Origin of the sequence: Hanstruepera ponticola (assembly GCF_012931685.1) — a bacterium.
In the GTDB taxonomy this organism is placed as follows: Bacteria; Bacteroidota; Bacteroidia; order Flavobacteriales; family Flavobacteriaceae; genus Hanstruepera; species Hanstruepera ponticola.
Genome location: NZ_JABANC010000002.1, coordinates 392,961 through 418,958, shown reverse-complemented (window position 1 = coordinate 418,958; position 25,998 = coordinate 392,961). Strand labels below are relative to the sequence as shown.

Here is a 25,998-nt window from a genome sequence, read left to right as displayed (position 1 = left end):
AATTGCAATGACACGAGCATAGCGAACTGGCGAAGCAATTCCGATTAGGAGTTCAACCGCAATAAGCCATCTTTGTTGTAGCTAGTTTTTCTTTATAAACATATTCATGACATTAAAGCCAAGTATTTTTCCGTTTTTGTCTTTTTTGAACATTAAATTAGGATAACCCATTTGAGCTACATCTAATACTCCAGTTGTTTCACTACAAAGAACTATATTAACAGGTTGGGGGAAAATAGGGCCTTTTATTTTTAAGTTTTTTCCGTCTATAACAATTTCCAGATTCATTGGTTGACCTTCAACAGAGTTGTCAGTATAACTTCCGGTAAATACATTTAGGTCTATATTTTTATCAGCGTTAATTGCTTTATTCTCGCCTTCAATTAATTTAATTATAAATCTTTCGTATTCTGGTATTTGAGTACTACGTTGATAAACTGCTTTAGTTTTATGGGCAATAACCATATCTAATTCTGGAATAACAGTAATATATTGTCCGTAAGCACCAGCAGCAGTATAAGCACCTTTGAGTAATTTATAATCGGAATCAATATGCAACCACCACATATAACTGTAACCCTTAAAAAGGCTGTAACTAGTTTTGCTAACCTCTGTTGTTGTTTTATCAATCCAGTTTTCTGGAATGATTTGTTTTCCATTCCAATTACCTTTTCTTAACATAAGATATCCAAGTCTTGCCATGTCCCTTGTGGAAAGATAAAAATGATACGCAGGGTGCTTTGAAACTTTATCATTACTATACTTTCTTTGATTCTCTAATTTAAAATCTTGAAATCCCAAAGGAATGGCAAAATCCTCTTCAAAAGCTTTGTAAATATTTTTTCCAGTCTTGTGCTCAAAAATGGTTCCTGCTACATTGAAATCCCAGTTATTATAATAAAAATGCTCTCCAGGTCTGTATTGACCTCGTTCGGGCATATCAGGACCGGATCCTGCATTAGCAGCTGGAAGATAAACTCCAGATCTTGCATTTATAATTTGGTCTACTGTAGCTAGCTTTTCTTCTTCTGTTAGTGGGTTAACATCATTAATTCCTAATTCTTCAAGAGTGCTATTGAGATTAATAACACCGTTGTCAACATACTTCCCATACATCATGCTCAATATACTTTTTCTAGCAGATGCTAAATAACTTATTTCCTCCGTATCACCATACTCCAAGACAATTTTCCCGCCTTTAATAATTAATAATCCTGTTGTATTTAAGCTGTCAATTGCATAACGTTTTAGCAGATTTATTGGACTACATGGTGACTTTTTAGAAATGTAATCCCATTCATTACCTGGATATATGTAACTATCTTGTGCTATTATTTTTTCTAAAAAAAGAAAGACCAATAATAACGTAAAATATAAACTTGTTTTTTTCATAATGATTGGTTTAAATTAGCCACAACGGTTTCGTGTATGATTTGTGCGGAATCAGACGTAGTCAGATTCAGCTGCAAATCAGATGTTTTAAAGTTAGTAATTAAAATTGGAGTAGCGAAGCAGCATGGATTATACACGTTGTTATGCCCTGTTTTTTTCGTTAGATGAAAACTTCCAAGCACCAAAAGCAAGTAAAATATATAGGATAATTATCACTAACATTTGTTGCCAATTATTTGTCAATTCATAATAAAGAATTAAAATTCCACCAATGCTTAATCCAATTATTGAAAGTATAGTCAGAAATGACGATGAATTAGTTTTATCTCTTATTTTAAAATTCGCTAATGCCATTAATAGTGATACTAAAAGAAAAGTAACACTTCCAAATTCAAGAATTAATTCTAATCCACCAATTAAGATTAGAATACTAGAAATTATTGCCATTGCTAAAATTGCATTTTGAGGACTGTTATTTTTTCTAATGGATAAGATATGAGGAAAAAAACCATCTTTTGCAATGACAGACATTTGACGTGAAGAGCCAAAGACAGTTCCGCTAATTGCACTACTTGTTGCTAAAATCGCACCTAAAATAACAAGATTTGTCCCTAATTTTCCTAAAATATTCCCTGCTCCAGATGCAAGTGCAAATTCTTTATTTTTAATAATTTCCTCTGTTGGAATTGCGAACAACGCTCCCATTGATATAACAACATAAATTAGTACAGCTAATGAAATAGCGCTATAAATTGCTCTTGGTATATTTTTTTCAGGATTAGTCATTTCATTTACTGCGTTAATGACCAATTGAAAACCTTCATATGCGACAAAGGTGAGAGAAGCAACAATTAAGATAGAAAAGACACTTGATTCTTGTAAATCTAAAGTCATATTCTTAACAAAGGAACCGAAGTCAGTTGTTCCGTGACTTATTAAAACAATTGAAATAATAGTTAAAACAATAAGTTTGGTATAAACCATTAAGTCCTCAATCTTACCCATTCCATTAACACTCCAAATGTTTATAAAAGTGAATACTCCAATAACTCCTATTGCTATTCCTTTTCTAATCCAAACGTTATCAGCAAATTCAGTACTACTTATGGCGTAAGATGAAAATGTATAAGCATATAATGCTAAAGTACTTATGTAACCAAAAATGATAAACCAACCAATTGCAGAAGCTGAAAAATTAGAATTCGGATAAGTTCGTTTAAAGAAGGAATATGTTGCTCCTTCATCTTTATAATAAAGTCCTAATTTTACATAAGAATAAGCAGCTAACGATGCAATCAGTCCGCCAATAATTATAGCAATTGGTGTAAGGTTTCCGATTAATGAAACTGAAATTCCAAGTATTGTAAAAATTCCACCACCAACCATTCCTCCAAGAGCAATGGCAATTAGTTCAGCCAAACCCAAATTTTTATTTCTTTTTCTGTGCTGTGTCATTTCCTCAAATTGGGCATAACGTATGTATAACACTTATGTATTATATATATACCAAAAAAGTGTGCTTTTGCACCCAAATAAGGCATATATGTTTACTAGTGAGTTTATACCGCTACCCAAATCTAATCATTTTTACCCACTTAAACCATACGTACTTATACGTAGATGTCAGGGGCAAATTTTGGTCAATTTTCCTTAAGGTCTTCGTCAGGTTTTATTCAGGTCTCCTTAAGGTCTCCTTCAGGTCAAGCTGTGAAAATTCCTACAAAAACACATTTTAAAGCGCTTTCCCTTGGTGCTCCTTGCGGTCTCCTTCGGGTTTACTTCGGGTCTCCTTCGGGTTTACTTCGGGTAAGCCATCGAAAATTCTTACAATTTTAAAGTCAATCCCGTTTCCAACCCATAAAAACCCTCAAAATCAAGCCTAAAAAAAATCACGTTTTTAACCCGCATCACATGCCTAAATACCTAATTTAATTTTGTAAATTTGCCTGCGTTTAACAACGCAACATGACAACGACTACTAAATACATCTTTGTAACTGGGGGCGTAACCTCCTCATTAGGAAAAGGTATTATTGCTGCCTCTCTGGCCAAACTCCTGCAAGCTCAAGGATATCGCACTACCATTCAAAAACTGGACCCCTACATCAATGTAGACCCAGGTACCCTTAATCCCTATGAACATGGCGAATGCTACGTCACCGATGATGGTGCCGAAACAGACCTGGACCTTGGTCATTACGAACGTTTTTTAAACGTGCCAACAAGCCAAGCTAATAACGTAACCACTGGACGCATATACCAAAGCGTTATTGAAAAAGAGCGTCGTGGTGAGTTTCTCGGGAAAACCGTACAAGTTATACCTCACATCACAGATGAAATTAAAGAACGCGTACAAATACTAGGTAAGTCTGGCGAGTTCGATATCGTCATTACCGAAATAGGTGGAACCGTAGGTGATATTGAGTCACTACCATACATTGAAGCCGTACGTCAGTTAAAATGGGATTTAGGAGAACACAATGCCATAGTCATTCACCTAACCTTAATACCATACCTATCAGCAGCTGGCGAACTTAAAACAAAACCAACCCAACACAGTGTAAAAACCTTAATGGAAAGCGGTGTACAAGCCGATGTGTTAGTTTGCCGTACAGAACATGAGCTGCCAGAAGACTTACGTAGCAAGTTAGCGCTTTTCTGTAATGTACGCGAAGAAGCCGTTATACAATCTATTGATGCATCAACCATTTACGATGTGCCAAACCTCATGTTAAAACAAGGTTTAGATAAAGTAGTCCTTAAAAAATTAGGACTAGAAAGTGCCACACCAGACCTCACGCAGTGGAATCAGTTTTTAAAGCGCCATAAAAATCCCGTAACCGAAGTAACCATTGGACTAATCGGGAAGTATGTTGAGCTACAAGATTCCTACAAATCTATTTTAGAAGCCTTCATTCATGCCGGTGCAGAAAATGAAGTAAAAGTGAACGTAGAACCCATTCATTCAGAATATTTGAATGAGGATAATATAGCCGTCAAGCTATCACACCTCAATGGTATTTTAGTAGCTCCAGGTTTTGGAGAGCGTGGTATAGAAGGTAAAATAGATGCGGTAAAGTATGTGCGTGAAAACAATATGCCTTTCTTTGGAATCTGTTTAGGCATGCAAATGGCAGTTATTGAATATGCCAGAAATGTATTAAACCTAAAAGATGCCAACTCAACCGAAATGGAAGCCAAGGCAGCCAATCCGGTTATAGACTTAATGGCATCACAAAAAGATATTACAGACAAAGGCGGGACTATGAGACTAGGAGCGTGGTCTTGCGATTTAAAACCAAATAGTATTGTACACAAAGTCTATCAGGCCAATACCATTATGGAGCGTCACAGACATCGCTACGAATTCAATAATAAATACAAATCAGATATTGAACAAGCAGGTATGATTGCTACAGGAGTAAACCCGGAAACAGACCTGGTTGAAATAGTTGAAATACCTAGTCATCCGTGGTTTGTAGGCGTACAGTATCACCCAGAATATAAAAGTACCGTTTCCAGTCCACATCCGTTATTTGTGGCATTCGTCAAGGCAGCTTTAAAACATAAAAACAAGCAAAAAGGTGTCAGTATGGCACAAAAATAATATTGGAAAGCTTTTTGTAAACCCAACGTAGCTCCAAAACCAATTGGAGAAATATAGAAATATGGAAGAAAAGAAATTTGATTTAAATTCGATTATTGGATTCGTTCTTATTTTCGGAATATTAGTGTACATGATGTATACTAATCAACCAACTCCTGAAGAACTGGCTGAACAAGAAAAAGCCAAACAAGAGCAAGTAGAAGCAGAAAAGAAAGCAGCAGAACAAAAAGACACTAAAGTCACCACTACTGAAGACTATTCGGCTGCAGCCGTTCAAGACTCGGCTCAAATGGTGGCTCTAAATAATAAATTAGGAGCCTTTGCTTATTCCGCATCATTACCATCAGCCAGAGCCAATGAAACATTAGTTGAAACCGATCTGTTGGCTATAAAATTCAGTAATAAGGGTGGTTATATTTCTGAAATTAAACTAAAAGAGTTTGTAGATTATAACGAAGCTCCAATCTATATCATCCAAGATGGTAACGCGCAATTTAATATCAATTTTGGCACAACAGATAGCCGCATTCTAAACACTCAAGATCTATATTTTGAGCCTACTATAACCAAAAATGGAGACAACACGGTCGTTTCCATGAAATTAAAAGTGTCTCCTCAACAATATTTAGAATATCGTTATGAGTTGAAGCCTGACGATTATATGATGGACTTCACCATACGCTCGCAAGGCTTAAGTGATGTTTTCAATAGCTCACAAGAGGTTAACTTAAACTGGGACTTAAAAGCCATACGTCATGCCAAGAGTATTTCGTATGAAAACAGATACACCGAAGTGGTTTTTGAATACGAAGGTGGTAAAGACGATTATCTGGGGCAACAAGAACTAACAGATGATACCGCTTCTGATGTGACGTATGTGGCATACAAGCAACATTTTTTCACCTCAATCCTTCTAGCCGATTCGCCCTTTAAAACCGCTAGTCTGGAATCTAGAAACTTGGTTCAAGACGAAGAAATTGATACCGTTTATACCAAAGCATTTGCCACAAAAATGCCTCTGGAATTGCAAGGAGGCGAAATTAATAAGAGCATGAATTGGTATTATGGCCCTAGTGATTATAAAATACTAAATGGTTATGACAGAAACCTGGACGAAGTCGTTCCATTAGGATGGGGAATCTTTGGATGGATTAACCGTTATGTGTTTATTCCATTGTTTGGTTTTTTAAGTGGCTTCTTGCCATATGGTATTGCCATTATAGTCATGACTATTTTGGTACGTATAGTTATGTCGCCAGTAACCTATAAGTCTTATGTGTCTCAAGCAAAAATGAAGGTGTTAAAACCTGAAATAGCCGAAATCAATGCCAAGTACAAGGATAACGCTATGAAGAAACAGCAGGAAACCATGGCGTTGTATAGCAAAGCTGGTGCCAGTCCAATGGCTGGTTGTTTACCAGCACTTATGCAGCTTCCGGTTTTCTATGCACTGTTTCAGTTTTTTCCATCAGCATTTGATTTAAGACAAAAAAGTTTCCTTTGGGCCGAAGATTTATCATCATATGATACCATTGCCAAACTACCGTTCAATATTCCGTTTTATGGTGACCACGTGAGTTTGTTTCCAATATTGGCATCATTGGCCATATTCTTTTACATGCGCATGACCACAGGACAACAAATGGCCTCACAGCCAACGCAAGAAGGCATGCCTGATATGGGTAAAATGATGAAGTATATGATTTACTTTTCGCCAATCATGATGTTGTTTTTCTTTAATAATTATGCATCTGGATTAAGTTTGTATTACTTTGTTTCTAACCTTATTACCATTGGAATCATGTTAGTAATTAAAAACTACATCATTGATGAAGATAAGATTCATGCTAGGATTCAAGAAAATAAAAAGAAACCTAAAAAGCAGAATAAGTTTCAAAAGAAAATGGCAGAAATGATGGAGCAGGCAGAGCAGCAAAAAAAGAATCAACAACGAAAATAAAAAATAAGCTGCCAGTTTTGGCAGCTTTTTTGTTATAACAAATCGTGAATAAATTCGTTACACAAGTATAAAATGAAAATAGATTATATGAAACAGTTTGTGTTATGCGTAATGGTTTTACTATCCGGAACCTTAATGAGTCAATCTTTGAATCAGTTTGATAGCGATGGTAATCGTCATGGTAAGTGGAAAAAAAACTTTGAAGGGACACAAGTCGTTAGATATGAAGGTGAATTTTCACATGGCAAAGAAGTCGGACTTTTTAAGTTTTATAAAAATATAAAAGGCGTACCAGTATTAACCGCAACTAGACAGTTCAATAATACCGATGATTTAGCCGAAGTGACCTTCTATGCATCAGATAAACAAGTTATTAGTGAAGGTTTAATGCGTGGGAAAACCTATGTAGGTCCATGGAAATATTATCATAATAAATCGAAGCAGTTAATGACTTTAGAGCATTATAATAATAATGGTCAACTAGATGGCGATAAATTCATTTACTATCCAAACGGACAAATAGCGGAACAATCATTTTATAAAGATGGCAAATTAGATGGTGAAGCCTTATGGTATACAGAAGATGGTGTACTAATAAAAAAGTATCGCTATGTTATGGGTGAATTACATGGTGAAGCCAAGTTTTATGATAAAGCAGGCGTTTTAGTTGCCGAAGGCATTTATAGAAAAGATAAAAAACATGGTATTTGGAAATACTATGAAGATGGTGAACTAAAAGAGGAGAAGGACTTTACGGTTAAGAGTAAAAATCCGTATAAAAAGAAGAAGTAAAGGCAGTAGTATGACTAATAAAAAACGAAAGCTCCTTAATTTCTTAAGGAGCTTTTCTTATTTAGGTATAAACATTTTAATGTTGTGAGCTATTAATCAATCAAAATGGAGAGTTACCTAAACATAAGTGAGGTCAATATATATATTAATATCAATATTTCAAAATTGTTTAAAGTAAAACTTTCTTTATAAGCTTTAAAATATTGATTATCAGGATGTAAATAATCATATAGTTTTATTACATGATTTAAATTAACGCAATAATTAATGGAATTTATCATCATGTGGTCTTAAAGATCACAGACTAAATTGAATTTAATATTCGGCTAATTGCCGTATATTTGCATGCAATTATGAAGACGCAAAAACGAGTTATAGTAGGCCTTTCTGGAGGTGTAGATTCTAGCGTAGCCGCATATCTTTTAAAAGAACAAGGGTATGAGGTTATAGGGCTATTTATGAAGAATTGGCATGATGATTCAGTTACTATTTCTGATGAATGTCCTTGGTTAGACGATAGTAACGATGCCATGTTAGTAGCCGATAAATTGGGTATTCCTTTTCAAACTGTAGATTTGAGTGAACAGTACAAAGAGCGTATTGTAGACTATATGTTTAAAGAATACGAAAGCGGGAGAACTCCAAATCCTGATGTGCTTTGTAATCGCGAAATCAAGTTTGATGTCTTTATGAAAATCGCCCTTGATCTTGGTGCAGATTATGTAGCAACGGGGCATTATTGTAGAAAAGGTGTCATTGAGAAAAATGGGGAATCCATTTATCAATTGCTATCAGGAGTTGATACCAATAAGGATCAGTCGTATTTTCTATGTCAGTTGTCACAACAACAATTAGCAAAAGCACTGTTCCCAATTGGCGAGTTGACAAAACCTGAAGTACGGGAAATAGCTGCTAAATTAGACTTGGTCACGGCAGATAAAAAAGATTCACAAGGACTTTGTTTTATTGGAAAAGTTAGGCTGCCTGATTTCTTACAGCAACAACTTAAGCCAAAAGAGGGTGTTATTGTTGAGGTACCTGAAACAAATGTCAATTATAATGAACAGATCAATAATTTCGATTCTAAAGTAAAGGAATTGGAGTTTAAATCTCGAAAATTAAAGTATGCTATGACTGATGGCAAAGTTGTAGGCAAGCATCAAGGTGCACATTTCTATACTAAAGGTCAACGCAAAGGACTGGCGGTAGGAGGTACGGTCGAGCCATTATTTGTAATAGATACGGACGTGAAAGAAAATGTTATTTATACCGGTCAAGGAAAATCACATCCTGGATTGTATAAATCAGCACTGTTTATTTCAAATAACGAACTACATTGGATACGTGAAGATTTGGCTTTACAAGCCGGTGAAACCATGTCTGTTCAAGCACGAATACGATACAGACAGCCCTTGCAACAAGCCATATTGCATAAAGTGGAAAGTGGTCTTTATGTAGAATTTAATGAGCCGCAATCGGCTATAACTGAAGGGCAATTTGCTGCTTGGTACCAAGACGACGAACTAATTGGGTCGGGTGTCATTTCTTAAATTTTGTCATTCCTGCGAAGGCAGGAATCTAAATTCATTTTCTTACTTTTGAACATGTCAATTCGAGCGTGGTCATTAAGGCAACTCGAAGTGTAGTCGAGAAATCTTCCATAAAATCAATAATATGCAAAATAGAATAACCGAACTCTTCAATATACAATATCCAATCATTCAAGCTGGTATGATATGGAATTCAGGCTGGCGCTTGGCTTCGGCGGCTAGTAACGCAGGTGCTTTAGGTTTAATTGGTGCTGGAAGTATGTATCCAGATGTCTTGCGAGAACATATTCAAAAATGTAAGCAAGCTACCAATAAACCATTTGGTGTGAATGTACCCATGCTGTATCCAAATATTCAGGAAATCATGGGTATTATTGTTGAAGAAGATGTGAAAATAGTCTTCACGTCTGCCGGTAATCCAAAAACATGGACCACATGGTTACAAGAAAAGGGTATTATAGTTGTGCATGTTGTTAGTAGTGTGAAGTTTGCTTTAAAAGCACAAGAAGCCGGTGTTAATGCAGTTGTGGCTGAAGGTTTTGAAGCAGGTGGGCATAATGGTCGTGATGAAACAACAACATTGACTTTAATACCTATGGTAAAAGAACAATTAGAAATTCCTTTAATAGCAGCTGGAGGAATAGCGACAGGACAAGCTATGTTGGCAGCTATGGTATTGGGAGCCGATGCTGTTCAGGCTGGAAGTCGATTTGTGGCAAGCCAAGAGAGTTCAGCGCATCAAGCATTTAAGCAAGTGGTTGTAAATGCCAAAGAAGGCGATACCCAATTGACATTAAAAGAATTAGCTCCAGTTAGATTGGTCAAAAATAAATTCTTTAATGAGGTTCAAGAATTGTATAAAACGGCTCCTTCAATTGAGCAATTAAAAGAGTTATTAGGTAGAGCACGAGCAAAAAGGGGAATGTTTGAAGGTGATTTAGACGATGGTGAATTAGAAATTGGTCAAATAGCTGGATTAATTCACGACATTAAACCAGCAGCTCAAATTATAGAAGACATGATGCTGGAATTTGAGATGGCCAAGCAATACGTCAATAAGCTCTGAAAAATTATATAGGCATCAACGTCTTCTGCCTGAATAAGTCATAGCCTCACCTTTACCAAAGCCATAACTGATGCCAAAAGTAACAAAGCGTCCGCGCAAACTGTAGTTATAAGTTTCAAAAGTCGGTTGTGTTACAAATCGTTCATCAATTCGAGAGGCAAAAAGATCTCTTATACCTAAATTTGCTACAATTTTTCCTTTAAATATTTTTTTACGAAGTCCTAAATCCAGAAAAGCGTAACCACTTTGTTCACCTTGTACGGTTTCAAATCCCGATTGATAATTTCCTGTTAATTCTAAATCAATATCTGCTGGAAACCCTATTTTAGAACCCAATCGGGTTGACCACTGATTACCGGTAAAATCAAAAATTTGGTCTTCAAATGTTCCCTTTCGGTCAAAATAATTGAAGTTAAAATCACCAGTTAAGGTCAACCATTTTGTGGGACTATATTTTCCGTTGGTTTCAAAACCAATAGTGGCGTTTGTTCCAATATTTTCAGGCCGTGTTATCACGACGTTATCTTCAGAATACGAAACACGCTCAACAACATCTGTTGTGTATCTATGGTATAGACTGGAACTTAATGAGGCTTTACCAATTTTGTATATACTGGTTAACTCATAAGAATCCGTGAATTCTGGCTGTAGGTTTGGATTACCTACTCTTACATTAAAATTGTTTCTAATGTTAAAAAACGGATTTAGGTCCCATAATCGTGGTCTAAAAATACGTCTGGAATAACCGGCTTGAAGCGAAAAACCTTCACTCACTTTATACGAGGTATGAAACGAAGGGAACAAATTGGTGAAGTTTTGCGCATTGGCTTCATTGGTATTAGTGAGTAACGTGTTGAGGTCTGTATTTTCAATACGCAGACCTAGTTTTAAACCCCAAGTGTCATTTTCATAAGCACCTGTTGCATAAACACCTAATACTTTTTGATTCCATTCAAAATTATTAGTTAAGTTTTCATTGATGACATAAGAGCCATTTATTAAATCTTCAACTTCAAAATCGTTACCTACATCATTGATAACATATTGTAAACCGGTTTCTATAGTGAATAGTTCATTAATTGGATTTACGTAATCTGCTTTAAACGTATAATCCGCTTGTTGAAATTCGGTAGCGGTACGCTGATTGCTATTTTGGTCTTCGCCTTCAATAGTTGTGTCTGTAAATAGTGACGATTGGTCTTTCCCAAAAAAGCTTCCCAAAGCACTTAACTGAAACGAATGGTCTTCATTGTTCTGAAAGGTTTTTTTCCAGTTAAATTCGTATTGCCATTTCGGGTTTGTGGCTTCGGTAGTCTCTTCACGCACCCAGCGGGAAATTAAATTATTACCCTCAAAAAAACTAAAATTAGTTTCAGAGGGCTGGTCTTCAATTTCATAGGCAAAATTCCCGGATAGTGTAAATACATTGTATTCATTTAAATGATAATCGGTCCCTAGTGTGATATTGAAAAAGGTTTCATTTCTAAATTCTTCTCCATTGCTAAATACCGTTTCATCATTAATAAGATTATAGTTAATGGCTTCATTGTCTCTTGGCAGGGAGCGATATCCTGCACCAAATTGTGTAAATAGGTTGAATTTTTCAGTCCTACGATTGATACTGCCACCAATACTGTGATTGTCAGGTATTCCGGTATTGGCAGATATTGAACCATTCCAGCCTTGCTTTTCTTCCTTTTTTAAGATGATATTGAGTATTCCAGAAGTACCCGAAGCTTCATATTTTGCTGATGGATTAGTAATAACTTCAATGCTTTCAATCATATCGGCTGTTATAGTGCCAAGTGCATTCCCTGATTGATCAGCCAATATAGACGGTTTACCATTAATTAAAATTTGTACACCACCACTGCCACGCAGACTAACTTCGCCTTCAATACTCACATTAACCGAAGGTACATTGTTTAAAACCTCAAGGGCACTAACACCAGTACTACTTATGTCTTTTCCAACATTAAACACACGTTTATCTAATTTAAAAACTGTTTTTGAAACTTCACCAGTTAACACCACTTCATCAAGTGCTTGACTATCTGGAGCCAATGTTATTGTCCCTAAATTCGCAGTGCCATCTGCAACCGAAAATGTAGAAATGGTTTTGGTTTCGTAACCCATAAAACTAATTTCAAAATACACGTCTTTATTAGGGATTGTAGTTTCGAATTTACCAAAGTCATCTGTTGTAGTTCCTGATATAATGGACTTTGAGGATGCGTTATAAATAGCAACGGTAGCATAGGGCATGGGTTGATTACTTTCTTCTTCAACCAATGAACCCCTAACCACAATTTCTTGGTTCTGTGCAAAACTAAAACTACAGTTTAGGATCAATAAAATGGTGAAAAGCGTATAATTGAAATATGTATTCATATAGCTGGAACAGGTAAAAACAATAATAAATAGGTGATATTAAATAAATAAACAGACCATGCTGTTTTTATTCGGCAAAAGTAACTGTTTTTATTTTAAATAATCGGCTAGAGCCATTATCAGCTTTATTGAATTCCCTTAATAATGTTTCTAAATTTAAAGGTTGTTTGTGATCAACTTTCGTGTGGTCACGCTTACTTGTAAAATAAAGCGTGTTATCTTTTACAAATGGACAATAATCCATTTTATCTGAATTAATATTAGGGCCTAAATTTTCGGCTTGCTCCCATCCATTTTTGGTTAGTCTGCTGATGTAAATATCACCACTTCCCAATCCGTCTTTTCTATTGTAGCCGCCAAAAAGTAAATACGATTCATCTGGTGCAATAAAAGCATTGTACTCATAACTTTCTGTATTAATGGTTTCAGGTAAAGCTTCCGGTTCTTGATATGTACCATTTAATAATTTACTGACGTAAATATCATCCTTTCGGTTTTTAGTCGTGTCATCTCTCGTAAAATAAAAGTTACCATTATTTGCTATTGAAGGGTAGAATTCCCCATGTTCAGTATTTATGGGACTTCCCAAATTTTTTGGTGTAGACCAAGGCGCTTTGAGATTTGCACGTTCAACATACCAAATATCAAAATCTTTGGGTTGTGTTTCGATTTGATTAAGTGGTCGAGTGGAAACAAAATAAAGTTTTAAACCATCATGCGAAAAGAATGGCTCTAAATCAAAATGCATTCCTGAAAATGACGCTACTTGAGGCTTGTTCCAAATATTATTTTCTTTTGTTACCGATATTATAACCGATAAGTTTCCCATGACACTTTGTGCCGTAAACATCATTTCATTACCATTTGGTGAAATAGCAATATCACGAACATTTGGAAATTCAGAGGTTATATCAGATGCAAACGGTATAGGCATTTCTTGAGAATTGCCAAATAAACAGAACAAACAGAAAATAGAGAAATAAATATGTTTCATAGTAGAACTTTTAAACAAGATAATAATTACTGATAATCACCTGTCTTAAGACTTTGTTAATCTGTAAAATTTTACGGTATAAAACCAAAAGTAATGCACTACTTTTGCCTCATGGTTTTGAGCAACTATACCAAAGAGTTTAAATATAATTGGCAATTAGCTTCACCAGTCATGCTCGGCATGCTAGGTCATACCTTTGTGAGTTTTGTTGATAATATTATGGTAGGTCAATTAGGTACAGCTGAATTGGCAGCCGTATCCCTTGGTAATAGTTTTATGTTTATAGCTATGTCATTGGGTATTGGTTTTTCAACAGCCATTACACCTTTGGTTGCGGAAGCAGATGCAGAAAATAATTTTGCGTCTGGAAAATCAGCATTTAAACATGGCTTGTTTCTCTGTACTATTTTAGGAATTCTATTATTTCTAATGGTGTTTTTTGCAAAGCCGTTAATGTACCTCATGAAACAACCTGATGAAGTTGTGAAACTGGCCATTCCATATTTAGATTTAGTAGCTTTTTCATTAATTCCTTTGGTAGTTTTTCAGGCTTTTAAGCAGTTTAGTGATGGCTTATCGATGACGCGCTACCCTATGTATGCAACCTTGATTGCCAATATTGTTAATGTGGTATTAAACTATGTTTTGATTTTTGGAAAACTAGGTTTCCCGCAATTAGGAATCGTTGGTGCTGCCTATGGTACTTTAATTTCAAGGTTTGTAATGGTCGCCTTTTTATGGTGGCTTTTAAAAGGTCATGAGAAGTCTAAAGCCTTTGTAACACATATTAAATTCTTTGTATTGAATTCAAGCATGATTAAAAAACTAATGAATTTAGGATCTCCAAGTGCCATGCAAATGTTTTTTGAGGTAGCTATTTTTACCGCAGCCATTTGGTTAAGTGGCTTATTGGGTAAGAATGCTCAAGCGGCTAATCAAATTGCTTTAAACTTATCTTCCATGACGTTTATGGTGGCAATGGGTTTAAGTGTTGCATCTATGATTAGGGTTGGTAATCAAAAGGGATTACAAAATTATTTTGAATTAAGGCGTATTGCGTTTTCACTGTTTTTAATGGGAACCTTATTTGCTATTTTATTCGGATTATTGTTTTTTGCATTTCATAATGAATTACCAAAATTATATTTGGATCAAAACGATTTATTGAATGCTGTTGATAATACTGAAGTAATGGCTATAGCCTCTAAATTGTTAATTGCTGCCGCAATATTTCAAATAAGTGATAGTATTCAAGTTGTTGTATTAGGAGCACTACGTGGTTTACAAGATGTGAAAATACCAACAATAATTACGTTTATTTCGTATTGGATTATTGGGTTTCCAATCAGTATTTATTTTGGGAAAGCTGATAGTTTGGGTAGTTTTGGAATCTGGCTTGGATTGTTAGCTGGTTTGACTACTGCTGCTATTTTATTGTATATTAGATTTAATTATTTAACTAAAAAGTTAATTGATGCAAAACATGGAACTTCCTAAATTTATTTTAGGCGATAATACCGATTATCCAGACGCTATTTATGTGATACATACCGAATTTCCAAGATTTATTATTAATCTTGAAAATGATGAAGTGGAATGGCTTGAAGATTTCGATCAACACGATCAACGTGAACTGGAAACAGAAGCTGAAAATTTAATTGAACAAGCCAATAAATTCTACGATAGGGAAGTAGAACGCTACGAAGAATAGTTATGCTAGAACAATTAGTACAATTAGATACAGATCTTTTTTTATATCTCAATAATTTAGGAACAACTACTTGGGATGGATTCTGGATGTTTTATACCACTAAATTTTACTGGATTCCATTGTATGCCATTTTGTTGTTTTTGATATACAAAATGCCAAATCCTAAAATATTTATTTTAACCGTTATCATCATTGCTTTAATGATAACCTTTACTGACCAAATTGCTAATTTGTTTAAAAAGGTATTGGTACTTCGTTTGAGACCTTGCCATGAACCAGCTCTAGAAGGGTTGTTTAGATTAGTGAAACCATATTGTGGTGGTCAGTTTGGATATTTTTCAGGGCATTCATCAAACTCTATGGCAGTTGCTATATTTGCTGGGTTTATGTTGCGTTATAGGTTTAAATATTTACTATATATTTTAATTGTATGGGCAATTGGTATGGGATTTAGCCGTATTTATATTGGCGTGCATTATCCTCTTGATGTTTTGAGTGGATGGATATTTGGAGGGCTTTCAGGCTATGCGTTTTATCGTTTGGATAAATTCCTTCAAAACCGATTTAGAATGCGTTAATGTCGTTTTGTGAGAATGTAGTAATTAGCTTGTAAGCGTTCTTTGTACTGCCTTGAATTTGAACTAACTTGGTTTAAATCAAAAGTCTCTTGTTCTTCTATTTGATATAAGGATTGTAGATATTCTGCATCCTTAGGACTAATACCAATAGCTAATAAACCAAATGTATCTTCTTTTGGGAATTCAATAGAGCCATCTTTTAATTTTATTGGAGGAATCTTATCACCATATTGCCAAATCACTTCTGGCGCTATATAATTAAACTGATATAAGTTCAAGTCACTTTGTTGTTTTAACTCTGAAATAGGTTTGTAAGTATCACTTATTAGAGCATTTTTAAGTGGTAATGCAGTAATAAGTAAAGTTGCAAATAAACCAAAGGTTAAGTAAAAGACATTTAACAGTTCTTTTTTTCTTAAATTCTTAAAAATTAAAATCCCAATTCCAAAAAGGATTAATCCAGAAATTATAAAATACAAAAAGTAGCCTTCCATAGAATCTTTCAAAAGCCAACCAACTATAAATGCATAGATGATTCCAATTAGACCAATCAAACCAAAATTAAAATACACAGGAAGTGTTTCGCGTTTGTCCTGTAGAGTTTTAAATTCTGTAATTAGATAATTTATGTAAAAGCTAATATTAATGGATAGCGGAATTAAAACAGGCATCAAGTAGCGTGATTTTTTTTCTGGAATTAGCGACAATAATATAACCGCTAGTAATGTCCATAGTAAACTGAACTGATAAGCCTTTAGGTTTTTAACTCTACTCTTTAAATAAGGATATATTAAGCTAATAAATGCAGGAATGGTCCATATACCACTTTGCGTAAAGAAACTCCAATAATAATAAAATGGTCTCACGTTGTAACTGCTCCAATTTCCCGTTTCTTTTTCTGTAATAGCAGCAAAGGTTTCAGGATCATAGGCCCGAACATATAGATACCACCAACCTCCAATTAGAATACTAATTACTAAAATACTAACAATAGCAATGAGTTTTTTGGGTAAAGGTTTATACTTAAAAGTAAAACCATACGCTAACAAAAATGGTAAGAGTAAAGCATATAATGAAACAGGACCTTTACTTAAAAATGAACATCCTATAAATAAGCTTGCTAAAAACGCATATTTCACATGGAATTTCTTTTGCTCTAAAAATTGAAATAGAAAGTAAATTGCAACACACATAAAACCATGAGTAAAAATATCCCAAGGTGCTTCAATAATAATTCCTATGATGTAAAATGATGAACCAGCTATCAGAGCATTTCTAAATGCAAAAGTGTTATTTTGGGTTAGCCCTCGTGAAATTTTAAATACAAAAACAACTAGTAAAATCACAAATAAAGCAGCAGGAAGACGCATAGCGAATACGCTTTTTACACCAAAGAATGCTGCTGAAATAGCTGTAAGCCAGGTTGGTAGTGGTGGTTTTTCGTATCGTGCTTCTCCATTCATAGTTGTTAAAAGCCAATTGTTATCCGTTAACATCTCACGAGCTGTAATAAAATTACGAGCCTCCATAATTGTCACATCTAGCACTTCCAAATTAGGAAGTAAAATTAGGAGGAATATTAGGCAGAGCGTTAAAACAGGATATGAATCAACTAGTTTCTTTAGCATATCTGTAAATTAAAAAAAGATTTCTAACATAAATGGTAGCACCTAAAATATGACCGATAAATAAAACAGGATCTTTTCTGAAAAAGGCATAGGTTAAAATTAGCATTGAACCTATCAAACTTAATGACCAAAAGCCCATAGGTAGAGAGGACTCTTTTTGTTTTTCGGAATACAACCATTGATAGACAAAACGCAATGTAAATACAATTTGCGAAATAACTCCTAAAATTAATAGCCACAAAGGTATGGCATCATTTCTAAATAATTTTTCTACATCAATACTGTTATTATTAAAATAATAAATAATAATAAAAGAAGGCACTAATAAAATAAACCATTGCAACCATTTTGGCATTTGATCCCATTTGTTTTGTAGCTGAAGATTTCTAATATAGATGAAATAGGTAAGGCCTTGACCGAGCATTATGGCGAAATCATCCCGTAAATAGCCATAAACAAATAATAAAAATGATGCAATTAGACTTAAAGTCCAGAAAATAGTTGGTGTAATGACGCGACCTTGCTTTTCAGAATAAATCCATTGAATGATGAGTCGTGAGGAAAATAATATTTGAGCCAGAAACCCAATGCTATATATTATCCAATTACTCATTCGCTCTTTTTTGCAACGGAATAGTTAATATATTTTTTTTTCATCCATAAATAGGCAAAGCAATCCATTAAGGGCCCAATTAGCCTATTCCAAACACCAAATTTAGCCTGACCAGCAACACGCGGAAAATGCTGTACGGGAACTTGAATGATTTTCCCATTTTGTAATAATATCATAGCAGGTAAAAACCTATGTAAACCTTTGAACATAGGAATGCGTTTAGCATAATCTGTTTTTATGACTTTTAGAGGGCAACCTGTATCATCCATACCATCTTTTGTAAAGGCTCTGCGAATACCATTGGCAATAGTTGATGACATGTTCTTTACAAACGAATCTTTTCTATTTGCTCTTACCCCAGTTACCAAATCGTATTCACCAATGTGCTCTAACAATAAATTAAAATCTTCAGGTGCTGTTTGTAAGTCAGAATCAATATAACCAACTAATTCAGTATTAGCATGATCAAAACCAGCTTTTATGGCAGCGCTCAAGCCTCTGTTTTCAGCAAAACTGATAAAAGTGAAATTATCATGTCTGTTAGAAATGTCTTCAATAAGGTCTTGACTGGCATCTTTTGACCCATCATTTACAAAAAGAATTTTAGTTTTCTTTTTGGCTATTTCGCTATATTTAAGGAGTTCTTTTTCAACGCGAAGGAGGTTGTCTTCTTCATTATATACAGGTACAATAATAGTAAATTCGTAATCCATATTTAATGGGTTGGTTTTACAAATGTATTCTTTTTTATAGAATTCTAATCTTACAGAAAAAAAATGTTTCTTTGTACAAGATATTAGATTTATGAAAATATTAGTTACAGGTGCTGTTGGTTTTATAGGTTCTCATACTGCTGAACGATTGAAACATTTAGGGCATGATGTGGTAGGTCTTGATAATTTTTCTCCTTATTACAGTGAATCATTAAAGAAATTGAATGAACGTGATTTAGAAAAAATTGGTATTCAGGTTATAAAAAAAGATTTACGGGATACTGACCTTAAGGAGAGTTTGCCTTTAGATATTGAATACATATTCCATTTCGCAGCCCAGCCAGGAATATCGTCGTCTTCAAGTTTTGAAGATTATTTTTCCAATAACATTATTGCCACTAAAAACTTAATAGACTATGCTTTAAAACTGCCAAATTTAAAGCTTTTTGTTAATATTGGTACATCATCAATTTATGGATTGGAAGCGACATTTCCAGAGGATATAGCGCCTAAGCCAGCTTCTCATTATGGTGTTACAAAATTGGCTGCTGAACAATTGGTTCTTCAAAAATCTAGAGAAAAACAATTAAAGGCATGCTCACTACGTTTGTATTCGGTTTTTGGACCTCGTGAACGTCCTGAAAAGATGTACACAAAATTAATTGCTTGCGGTTTTAACCAAGAAGAATTTCCGCTTTTTGATGGAAGTGCCAAGCATCTACGTAGTTTTACTTACGTTGATGACATTGTAGATGGTGTGGTGAGTGTGATCGGTAAGGAAAATTTGGTTGATGGTGAAGTTATTAATTTAGGTACTGAAATAGAACATACCACCCAAGACGGTATTGATGCTGTTGAAAAAATCATGGATATGACTATTAAAATAAACCATGTTGAAGCTAGAGCAGGTGATCAGTGGCGAACAAAAGCCAATATAGATAAAGCGAGAAAGTTGTTGAATTATAATCCGGAAACTACATTGCTGGAAGGAGTGGAGAAGCAGGTCGCTTGGTATAAAGAAAACTTTCTATAATTCCTTTTTTAAGTTCAGCAAGTAGTTTGCTGCTGCAAAAGGTGTTGTTTGGTTTTTTTCAATTAAAAGTAACTGCTCTTTTAATGCTTTTTTTATAACAGTATTTTCAAAAAAGTCAGTATGGAGCTTATCTTTGATACTTTGCAATAGCCAGAACTTATTTTGATCTTGACGTCTTTTGGAAAAATAATTATTTGCTTTAGTTAGAGTTAGGTAATCAGAAATAGCATTCCAAATACTGTCAATTCCATCATTTTTCAAGGCACTACATAATAATACTTTTGGTTGCCATTCAGATTCCTTTTTAGGGTAAAGATGGAGTGCTCTATTAAATTCCACTTTAGCTAATTTAGAAGCTTTTAAATTGGAGCCATCTGCTTTGTTTATTGCGATAAGATCTGCCATTTCAATAATACCACGTTTTATACCTTGCAACTCATCACCAGCACCTGCCAATTTTAAGAGTAAAAAGAAATCAACCATGTCATTCACCGCAGTTTCGCTTTGACCAACACCAACGGTTTCAATAATAATGGTGTCAAAACCTGCTGCTTCACATAATATGATGGTTTCACGAGTTTTTCTAGCTACACCTCCCAACGTGTCGCCAGAAGGGGATGGTCTGATAAAAACATTGTTGTCTTTTACCAAATCTTCCATACGGGTTTTGTCACCTAGAATGCTTCCTTTGGAAATAGAACTACTTGGGTCAATAGCCAAAACCGCAATTTTATTTCCTTTTTGAGAAAGATATTTTCCAAAACTCTCAATGAATGTGCTTTTTCCTACACCAGGAACTCCTGTTATCCCTACGCGAATTGACTTATTGGCATAAGGGAGGCAGGCTTTAATTATGTCACTGGCAGTTTTATAATGGCTTGGATTTTTACTCTCAATAAGTGTAATAGCACGACTTAAAGATGAAATATTTCCTTTTAAAATTTCTTGTACTAATTCAACAACAGACGGCTGTTTTTGCCGTTTCAATTTTAATTTGTCTAAAGCAGCTTCGTTGGTGATTTCTGAATCAGAAACACCATGTTGCTCACTTAAAGCAGAAATATGTGGTTTTTTTTTAGTCAAAAGTTTCTATAGGTACCTCAATTTTGGTTTTGTCCCATGCCATTGTTAATGCAATGGCGTCTAACGTGTTATCAAATCCTATGGTAAACTGTTCAACAGTTTTATTAATATGTTGCACAGGTACAGCCAAACTAATAATATCAAATTCAGGTTCGCGCATAGGTTTCATTTCTTTATCTACTCCCCAAGCATATTGTTTTGTGTTAAACATAATTTGCCATGTGGAATCATTTGGAATGGTCCATAACGTGTATTTTCCTGCTGGAAGTGAATCGTTATTTATTTTTAAGGGCTTGTTTGTTTTAAACGTAGTCGCCTCATTGGCACCTGTTCGCCATACTTCTTTATACGGAACTAAACCACCAAAAATTTCCCTGCCACGTTTTGATGGTCTATTATAAACCACATCAAGCTGTAAGTCATTTTCTACTAGTGTCACAGTATCAATCGGACTTTTGCGAGGGACTAATAAGCTATCATCTATAAAATATGAGTAACAAAAAAGACCAATAGCAACGATTAATAAAAAACCAAAAAACCATTTAAATAGTTTATTCATTGATGTTTGAGATTAATTAAGATAAAGATAATTCAATTCTAAATGCTACTAAAATAGTAAGCAATATATTTTTATTATAGAAAAATAAATATCTTTTTGCAACATTCATATTTTTATGTCGTCTTTAAGATGAACTAATCAAAAAACCAAAAAGTAAAGCATGTTTCAGACTGATATCATTGAAAAATGCAAAGCAAATGATCGTAAAGCACAAATGCAGTTATACAGCCAGTACTGCAATGGTATGTATATAGTTGCCAAACGATTTATTAAGAATGATGCTCAAGCTGAAGATGTTGTTCAGGATGCCTTCATTAAGGCATTCACAAAACTACATCAATATCATGCTGAAGTTACTTTTGGGGCTTGGTTAAAACGTATTGTTATAAACACCAGTATTGACACGCTTAAAGCCAATAAACAACGTCTGGTTGAATTGGAGGAGGTGCACCTGAAAGTGGTTGATACTAGTGATGATGACAAATGGTTGGTTGACGATGCTGTGACTATTGAAGAAATAAAAGAAGCCATCAATTCATTATCTGAAAAGTATAGATATGTTGTGATGCTTTACCTGATAGAAGGTTATGATCATCAGGAGATATCTGAAATACTAGATATTACTGAAGTTGCTTCAAGAACACAGCTTTACAGAGGAAAATTAAAATTGCAAGAACTGTTAAAACACATAAAGGATGGCACAAGATATTAGAGATGTAATTAAAAACGATAAAACACCAGTGCATACTAAAATGCAAGAAGGTCATGAGGCACGTTTTCTTAAAAAACTGGATGAACAATTCCCAGAAGAAAAATTGAAATCTTGGTCTTGGTTACGTATTGCTGCCAGTGTAGTTATAGCTTTAGGTTTAGGTTATGGTGCCTATAACTATTTTAAAATAGACGGCCCTAATGTTATTGAACCAAAAGTAGTTGATGCCAATACTCAAGAAGCCACAATGAAATCCTTGGGTGACATTTCACCAGATCTTAAAAAAGTGGAAGACTATTATTTGGCAAATATCAATTTAGAATTGTCAAAAGTGAAGCTAACACCTGAGAACAAAGAGCTTATTGATGGTTATCTAAATCAGTTGGGGGAACTTAACAAAGAATATAAAAAACTTTCAGTTGAACTTACTAATTCAGGTCCTAATGAACTAACAGTTAATGCATTGATTACCAATTTAAAGTTGCGTTTAAATCTTATGTATCGTCTAAAAGAACAATTAAAAACATTGAGTAATTCACAATCAAATCAAAAACGAACAACAGCTTAAATTAATTTAAAAATGAAAAAAATATATATAGTAACGTTGCTTTTATGCTTTTGCTTGAGTGTTTCAGCACAGCAAAAGTTGGATAAAGTTTCACAATCTATCAATGTCAATGATAATGTAAAGATTGATTTAAATACCAGTTATACCAATATTGAAATAGATACTTGGAACAAAGACATTATTGAGGTTGAAGCCTACATTGAAAGTAGTGTATTGAGTAAGGAGGAGTTGCAAAAACATTTAGAAAACTGGAAGATAGATGTTGATGCCTCAAAAGATAGAGTGATTATTTCCTCTGATTTAGGAGGTTTGTCGTGGTCTGATAATTCTAGTCTTTTCGAATTACAATCATTGGATGCGCTTCAGGACCTTGAAGTTGAACTGGCTAATATTCCAGTTATGCCTATGGTTGAAGGCTTATTGGAGTCTATGGATTTAGCCAATATGCCAAAAATGCCGAAAATGCCAAAGATGCCTGATTTACCAGATCTTCCTGATGGTATGAGTAATATCAATTTTGATTATGAGCGCTACCAAGAAGAAGGTGAAGCTTATATGGAAAAATGGAGTAGAGAGTATGGCGATAAATATGGAGAAGCCTATGCTAAAAAAATGGAAAAGTGGGCTAAAGAAGTGGATTCTGAAGCACTAGCTAAATATGAAAAGGATATGGAAGCTTGGGGCGAGAAGTTTGGTGAAAAGTTCGGTGCTAAATTCGAAAAAGATATGGAGAAATGGGGTGATGAATTCGGAGAAAAATTTGGTAAGAGCATGGAGAAATGGGGCGAAGAATTTGGTGAAGAGTTTGGGAAAAGTATGGAGAAATGGGGTGAAGAATTTGGCAAGCAAATGGAGGAGCAAGCAAAGGTTTGGGAAGAGCAAGCAAAAGTTTGGGAAGAACAAGCCGGTATTCGTGAGGAGCGTTCTAAAGAGAATGAAGAGGCCTATCGTACATTATTTGAATCTCGATCATCCAAAAATTTAAATATTAAAAAGGTTATAAAAATAAAAATCCCTAAAAAAGCAAAATTGAATTTAAACGTGAGGCATGGTGAATTGAAAGTATCGTCATTAATCAACAACGTGAAGGCTGATTTGAATCATGCCACTTTTTTAGCTAACAGCATTGATGGAGAAAAAACCTCCATCAATGCTTCTTATGGCTCTGTTTTGATTAAAAGTTGGGAATTAGGCACTCTTAAGTTAAATTTTGTTGAAAATGCTATTTTACAAGATGTCAATGGCTTGGTGTTAAATTCCAATTCTTCAAATATTGGTATAGACAGACTAGCTGGTAATGCTATTTTAACAGGTAGTTTTGGAGATTTAGTTATTCATAATATAGCTCAAGACTTCAATAATATTAATATAACACTTGATAATAGTAATGCGGCTGTTAAGCTTCCTAAAGTGGATTTTAACCTACAATATCAAGGTAAAAACTCACGATTACATCATCCCAAAAACAAGAATGATAATGCGGTGTCGTCATTTAAATTAGGAAGTTTGAACAATAATAAAACCATAGCAATAAATGCTAGGTACAGTAAAGTAGTCATGGAATAGTTTATTATATTTGAATTATATTCAATTTAATGAACACCATTACATTTACCTCATTTCTAAATTCACTTAATCCACAACCAATACCTGTTTTAGATAAGCGTATTCCACATCATAAATTCGTTTTCATAGACTTATCTGATTCCAATCAAGACTTACAAACTTTTGATATTAATTCATCAACCCAATGGGAGCAATATATACGTAGCTATTGCGAAAACCATCAAGCTAGTGTGGCTTATGGAGGCTATTTAGAGAAGCGAAATATATATAAACGCAGTTCTTATTTCAATCAAAATAATCCAGACTCCGAAAGAAACATACATTTAGGATTAGACTTATGGACTTCAGCTGGAAGTAACATTTACACACCCTTGGACGGAACAGTTCATAGTTTTGCTAATAACACTAATTATGGTGATTATGGTCCAACACTCATTTTAGAACATCAAATGGGTGAAATCAACTTTTTTACATTGTATGGTCATTTGAGTTTGGAGTCAATCAAGGACTTGAAAGTTGGTCAATTTTTTAAAGCTCAAGAATGTATAGCCACATTGGGTGATGCCACAGTTAATGGAGACTACGCACCACATTTGCATTTTCAAATTGTAAGAGACATGTCAGCTTATAAAGGTGATTATCCAGGCGTGTGCAGTTTAAACGATTTAGAGTTTTTTTCTAATAATTGCCCAGATCCAAATACATTATTGAAATTGGGTTAATGAGATACCAAAACCTTAAAAGTTTTTTTATAATCGTTTTGATCAATAACGTCCATAAAGTATAAGGCGTTTTTTAAAGATGATACATCCACAATAATATTCTCATTATTTGAATCTTGATTGGAAATTGATTGTTTCATAATCATCTTACCCTCTAACGTGTATAGTGTAATGCTTTTAATTTGAGAAGGTTCACTTTTAATTATTGAAATCTGATTACTAGCAGGATTAGGATAAATAGTGAGCGACTCAAAATTGTTATGGCTGATACTTAAGGTTTCCAAAAGTATGTCATTAGCTGTTCCCAAAATATTATTCCCGCCGCTATTAACAACAACAGTTCCGTCGGCAGCATCATAGCTATGAGCAATAGAAATAGCTTGATTGTTATCAAGCACTTCAAATTCAATATTAAAAATAACTTCATCAGTAGTAATGTTACCCGATAGACTAGCGGCTTCATATTTTACAAGACCTGGAGTACTCGTATCATTCACAGGAGTAAAGCCAAAAGCATAAACAGGTGTTAGACTATTAATTTGGATAACACTTGGGTTGTATTCTAATTTTATACGTAAAGCATTGTAGGGGCTTCCTGTTGACATAATGGAATAGTTAAATGTTTGGCCATTAGTAAACGGTGGCATTTGATCAGCAGAGGCAATCAAATCAACAGATTGTGCTGAAATAAACCCAGACGAAAGCAAAAGGCAAATAGTAAAAAACGAAATAATCTTATTAAATAAATTCATAGTCTTCTT

At 34.5% G+C, this 25,998-nt stretch carries 23 protein-coding genes; 13 read left to right on the top strand and 10 right to left on the bottom strand.

What is annotated here, in order from left to right:
* Nucleotides 1-81: 81 nt before the first annotated feature.
* Nucleotides 82-1,392: a serine hydrolase domain-containing protein gene (locus HGK31_RS07755; protein ID WP_191859231.1), complete on the bottom strand. Its 1,311-nt coding sequence runs from the start codon at nt 1,390-1,392 to the stop codon at nt 82-84.
* A 141-nt stretch (nt 1,393-1,533) separates the two neighbouring features.
* On the bottom strand, nt 1,534-2,847 hold the full coding sequence (locus HGK31_RS07750; protein ID WP_191859230.1) for an APC family permease: 1,314 nt from the start codon (nt 2,845-2,847) through the stop codon (nt 1,534-1,536).
* Nucleotides 2,848-3,357: 510 nt separating this feature from the next.
* On the opposite strand from HGK31_RS07750, the gene HGK31_RS07745 reads away from it, so the two are divergent.
* From HGK31_RS07745 to HGK31_RS07725, 5 genes are all read left to right on the top strand, one after another.
* Nucleotides 3,358-4,998 carry a CTP synthase gene (locus HGK31_RS07745; RefSeq protein WP_191859229.1) on the top strand — a complete coding sequence of 547 codons (1,641 nt, stop codon included), beginning with the start codon at nt 3,358-3,360 and terminating at the stop codon, nt 4,996-4,998.
* A 61-nt stretch (nt 4,999-5,059) separates the two neighbouring features.
* Entirely contained in the window at nt 5,060-6,958 is a 1,899-nt protein-coding gene (gene yidC / locus HGK31_RS07740; protein WP_191859228.1) for a membrane protein insertase YidC, read from the top strand.
* Nucleotides 6,959-7,030: 72 nt separating this feature from the next.
* Nucleotides 7,031-7,750 carry a toxin-antitoxin system YwqK family antitoxin gene (locus HGK31_RS07735; protein ID WP_233451034.1) on the top strand — a complete coding sequence of 240 codons (720 nt, stop codon included), beginning with the start codon at nt 7,031-7,033 and terminating at the stop codon, nt 7,748-7,750.
* Between the two features lie 353 nt (nt 7,751-8,103).
* Nucleotides 8,104-9,300 (top strand): tRNA 2-thiouridine(34) synthase MnmA, encoded by a 1,197-nt coding sequence (mnmA, locus tag HGK31_RS07730; protein ID WP_191859227.1) that lies wholly within the window; start codon nt 8,104-8,106, stop codon nt 9,298-9,300.
* Between the two features lie 124 nt (nt 9,301-9,424).
* Nucleotides 9,425-10,366 (top strand): NAD(P)H-dependent flavin oxidoreductase, encoded by a 942-nt coding sequence (locus tag HGK31_RS07725; RefSeq protein WP_191859226.1) that lies wholly within the window; start codon nt 9,425-9,427, stop codon nt 10,364-10,366.
* 15 nt (nt 10,367-10,381) lie between these two features.
* On the opposite strand, the gene HGK31_RS07720 is transcribed toward HGK31_RS07725, so the two are convergent.
* Together HGK31_RS07720 and HGK31_RS07715 are read right to left on the bottom strand one after the other, a co-directional pair.
* Nucleotides 10,382-12,757, bottom strand: a complete 2,376-nt coding sequence (locus HGK31_RS07720) for an outer membrane beta-barrel family protein (RefSeq protein WP_191859225.1) — start codon at nt 12,755-12,757, stop codon at nt 10,382-10,384.
* Between the two features lie 67 nt (nt 12,758-12,824).
* On the bottom strand, nt 12,825-13,751 hold the full coding sequence (locus HGK31_RS07715; protein ID WP_191859224.1) for a TolB family protein: 927 nt from the start codon (nt 13,749-13,751) through the stop codon (nt 12,825-12,827).
* Between the two features lie 111 nt (nt 13,752-13,862).
* Between HGK31_RS07715 and HGK31_RS07710 the strand changes: the two genes are divergently transcribed.
* Genes HGK31_RS07710 through HGK31_RS07700 form a run of 3 tightly spaced genes read left to right on the top strand, consistent with a single transcriptional unit; the run spans nt 13,863 to nt 16,040 of the window.
* Complete coding sequence (locus HGK31_RS07710) at nt 13,863-15,248, top strand: MATE family efflux transporter (protein ID WP_191859407.1); 1,386 nt, start codon at nt 13,863-13,865, stop codon at nt 15,246-15,248.
* The gene (locus HGK31_RS07705; protein ID WP_191859223.1) at nt 15,235-15,462 is read left to right on the top strand and encodes a hypothetical protein; all 228 of its coding nucleotides are present in this window, start codon (nt 15,235-15,237) and stop codon (nt 15,460-15,462) included. The genes HGK31_RS07710 and HGK31_RS07705 overlap by 14 nt, the downstream gene beginning before the upstream one ends.
* 2 nt (nt 15,463-15,464) lie before the next feature.
* Entirely contained in the window at nt 15,465-16,040 is a 576-nt protein-coding gene (locus HGK31_RS07700) for a phosphatase PAP2 family protein (RefSeq protein WP_191859222.1), read from the top strand.
* Here the strand turns inward: HGK31_RS07700 and HGK31_RS07695 are convergent.
* Genes HGK31_RS07695 through HGK31_RS07685 form a run of 3 tightly spaced genes read right to left on the bottom strand, consistent with a single transcriptional unit; the run spans nt 16,037 to nt 18,994 of the window.
* A complete protein-coding gene (locus tag HGK31_RS07695; protein ID WP_191859221.1) occupies nt 16,037-17,668 on the bottom strand; it encodes an ArnT family glycosyltransferase in 1,632 nt (543 codons plus the stop codon). The genes HGK31_RS07700 and HGK31_RS07695 overlap by 4 nt on opposite strands.
* Nucleotides 17,649-18,281 carry a lipid-A-disaccharide synthase N-terminal domain-containing protein gene (locus HGK31_RS07690; RefSeq protein ID WP_191859220.1) on the bottom strand — a complete coding sequence of 211 codons (633 nt, stop codon included), beginning with the start codon at nt 18,279-18,281 and terminating at the stop codon, nt 17,649-17,651. Before HGK31_RS07690 ends, HGK31_RS07695 begins: the two co-directional genes overlap by 20 nt.
* Nucleotides 18,278-18,994, bottom strand: coding sequence for a glycosyltransferase family 2 protein (locus HGK31_RS07685; protein WP_191859219.1), 717 nt, complete (start codon nt 18,992-18,994; stop codon nt 18,278-18,280). The genes HGK31_RS07690 and HGK31_RS07685 overlap by 4 nt, the downstream gene beginning before the upstream one ends.
* Before the next feature lie 91 nt (nt 18,995-19,085).
* On the opposite strand from HGK31_RS07685, the gene HGK31_RS07680 reads away from it, so the two are divergent.
* Nucleotides 19,086-20,027 carry an NAD-dependent epimerase/dehydratase family protein gene (locus HGK31_RS07680; RefSeq protein ID WP_191859218.1) on the top strand — a complete coding sequence of 314 codons (942 nt, stop codon included), beginning with the start codon at nt 19,086-19,088 and terminating at the stop codon, nt 20,025-20,027.
* On the opposite strand, the gene meaB is transcribed toward HGK31_RS07680, so the two are convergent.
* The gene (meaB, locus tag HGK31_RS07675) at nt 20,022-21,110 is read right to left on the bottom strand and encodes a methylmalonyl Co-A mutase-associated GTPase MeaB (RefSeq protein WP_191859217.1); all 1,089 of its coding nucleotides are present in this window, start codon (nt 21,108-21,110) and stop codon (nt 20,022-20,024) included. The genes HGK31_RS07680 and meaB overlap by 6 nt on opposite strands.
* The gene (locus HGK31_RS07670; RefSeq protein ID WP_191859216.1) at nt 21,103-21,669 is read right to left on the bottom strand and encodes a DUF2911 domain-containing protein; all 567 of its coding nucleotides are present in this window, start codon (nt 21,667-21,669) and stop codon (nt 21,103-21,105) included. The genes meaB and HGK31_RS07670 overlap by 8 nt, the downstream gene beginning before the upstream one ends.
* A 160-nt stretch (nt 21,670-21,829) precedes the next feature.
* Between HGK31_RS07670 and HGK31_RS07665 the strand changes: the two genes are divergently transcribed.
* From HGK31_RS07665 to HGK31_RS07650, 4 genes are read left to right on the top strand one after another with little or no spacing between them, the layout of a single operon-like run.
* Nucleotides 21,830-22,381, top strand: a complete 552-nt coding sequence (locus tag HGK31_RS07665) for an RNA polymerase sigma factor (RefSeq protein ID WP_191859215.1) — start codon at nt 21,830-21,832, stop codon at nt 22,379-22,381.
* On the top strand, nt 22,365-22,949 hold the full coding sequence (locus tag HGK31_RS07660; RefSeq protein ID WP_191859214.1) for a hypothetical protein: 585 nt from the start codon (nt 22,365-22,367) through the stop codon (nt 22,947-22,949). Before HGK31_RS07665 ends, HGK31_RS07660 begins: the two co-directional genes overlap by 17 nt.
* Nucleotides 22,950-22,961: 12 nt before the next feature.
* Nucleotides 22,962-24,515: a YggN family protein gene (locus HGK31_RS07655; RefSeq protein WP_191859213.1), complete on the top strand. Its 1,554-nt coding sequence runs from the start codon at nt 22,962-22,964 to the stop codon at nt 24,513-24,515.
* Between the two features lie 29 nt (nt 24,516-24,544).
* A complete protein-coding gene (locus HGK31_RS07650; protein WP_191859212.1) occupies nt 24,545-25,237 on the top strand; it encodes a peptidoglycan DD-metalloendopeptidase family protein in 693 nt (230 codons plus the stop codon).
* Here HGK31_RS07650 and HGK31_RS07645 read toward each other — a convergent pair.
* Nucleotides 25,234-25,989, bottom strand: a complete 756-nt coding sequence (locus HGK31_RS07645; protein WP_191859211.1) for a T9SS type A sorting domain-containing protein — start codon at nt 25,987-25,989, stop codon at nt 25,234-25,236. The genes HGK31_RS07650 and HGK31_RS07645 overlap by 4 nt on opposite strands.
* Between the last annotated feature and the right edge of the window lie 9 nt (nt 25,990-25,998).

What these genes read in the sequence shown, in the direction of transcription:
- HGK31_RS07755 (WP_191859231.1), bottom strand. Translation starts at nt 1,392, where the DNA reads ATGAAAAAAACAAGTTTATATTTTACGTTATTATTGGTCTTTCTTTTT.
- HGK31_RS07750 (WP_191859230.1), bottom strand. Translation starts at nt 2,847, where the DNA reads ATGACACAGCACAGAAAAAGAAATAAAAATTTGGGTTTGGCTGAACTA.
- HGK31_RS07745 (WP_191859229.1), top strand. Translation starts at nt 3,358, where the DNA reads ATGACAACGACTACTAAATACATCTTTGTAACTGGGGGCGTAACCTCC.
- yidC (WP_191859228.1), top strand. Translation starts at nt 5,060, where the DNA reads ATGGAAGAAAAGAAATTTGATTTAAATTCGATTATTGGATTCGTTCTT.
- HGK31_RS07735 (WP_233451034.1), top strand. Translation starts at nt 7,031, where the DNA reads ATGAAAATAGATTATATGAAACAGTTTGTGTTATGCGTAATGGTTTTA.
- mnmA (WP_191859227.1), top strand. Translation starts at nt 8,104, where the DNA reads ATGAAGACGCAAAAACGAGTTATAGTAGGCCTTTCTGGAGGTGTAGAT.
- HGK31_RS07725 (WP_191859226.1), top strand. Translation starts at nt 9,425, where the DNA reads ATGCAAAATAGAATAACCGAACTCTTCAATATACAATATCCAATCATT.
- HGK31_RS07720 (WP_191859225.1), bottom strand. Translation starts at nt 12,757, where the DNA reads ATGAATACATATTTCAATTATACGCTTTTCACCATTTTATTGATCCTA.
- HGK31_RS07715 (WP_191859224.1), bottom strand. Translation starts at nt 13,751, where the DNA reads ATGAAACATATTTATTTCTCTATTTTCTGTTTGTTCTGTTTATTTGGC.
- HGK31_RS07710 (WP_191859407.1), top strand. Translation starts at nt 13,863, where the DNA reads ATGGTTTTGAGCAACTATACCAAAGAGTTTAAATATAATTGGCAATTA.
- HGK31_RS07705 (WP_191859223.1), top strand. Translation starts at nt 15,235, where the DNA reads ATGGAACTTCCTAAATTTATTTTAGGCGATAATACCGATTATCCAGAC.
- HGK31_RS07700 (WP_191859222.1), top strand. Translation starts at nt 15,465, where the DNA reads ATGCTAGAACAATTAGTACAATTAGATACAGATCTTTTTTTATATCTC.
- HGK31_RS07695 (WP_191859221.1), bottom strand. Translation starts at nt 17,668, where the DNA reads ATGCTAAAGAAACTAGTTGATTCATATCCTGTTTTAACGCTCTGCCTA.
- HGK31_RS07690 (WP_191859220.1), bottom strand. Translation starts at nt 18,281, where the DNA reads ATGAGTAATTGGATAATATATAGCATTGGGTTTCTGGCTCAAATATTA.
- HGK31_RS07685 (WP_191859219.1), bottom strand. Translation starts at nt 18,994, where the DNA reads ATGGATTACGAATTTACTATTATTGTACCTGTATATAATGAAGAAGAC.
- HGK31_RS07680 (WP_191859218.1), top strand. Translation starts at nt 19,086, where the DNA reads ATGAAAATATTAGTTACAGGTGCTGTTGGTTTTATAGGTTCTCATACT.
- HGK31_RS07670 (WP_191859216.1), bottom strand. Translation starts at nt 21,669, where the DNA reads ATGAATAAACTATTTAAATGGTTTTTTGGTTTTTTATTAATCGTTGCT.
- HGK31_RS07665 (WP_191859215.1), top strand. Translation starts at nt 21,830, where the DNA reads ATGTTTCAGACTGATATCATTGAAAAATGCAAAGCAAATGATCGTAAA.
- HGK31_RS07660 (WP_191859214.1), top strand. Translation starts at nt 22,365, where the DNA reads ATGGCACAAGATATTAGAGATGTAATTAAAAACGATAAAACACCAGTG.
- HGK31_RS07655 (WP_191859213.1), top strand. Translation starts at nt 22,962, where the DNA reads ATGAAAAAAATATATATAGTAACGTTGCTTTTATGCTTTTGCTTGAGT.
- HGK31_RS07650 (WP_191859212.1), top strand. Translation starts at nt 24,545, where the DNA reads ATGAACACCATTACATTTACCTCATTTCTAAATTCACTTAATCCACAA.
- HGK31_RS07645 (WP_191859211.1), bottom strand. Translation starts at nt 25,989, where the DNA reads ATGAATTTATTTAATAAGATTATTTCGTTTTTTACTATTTGCCTTTTG.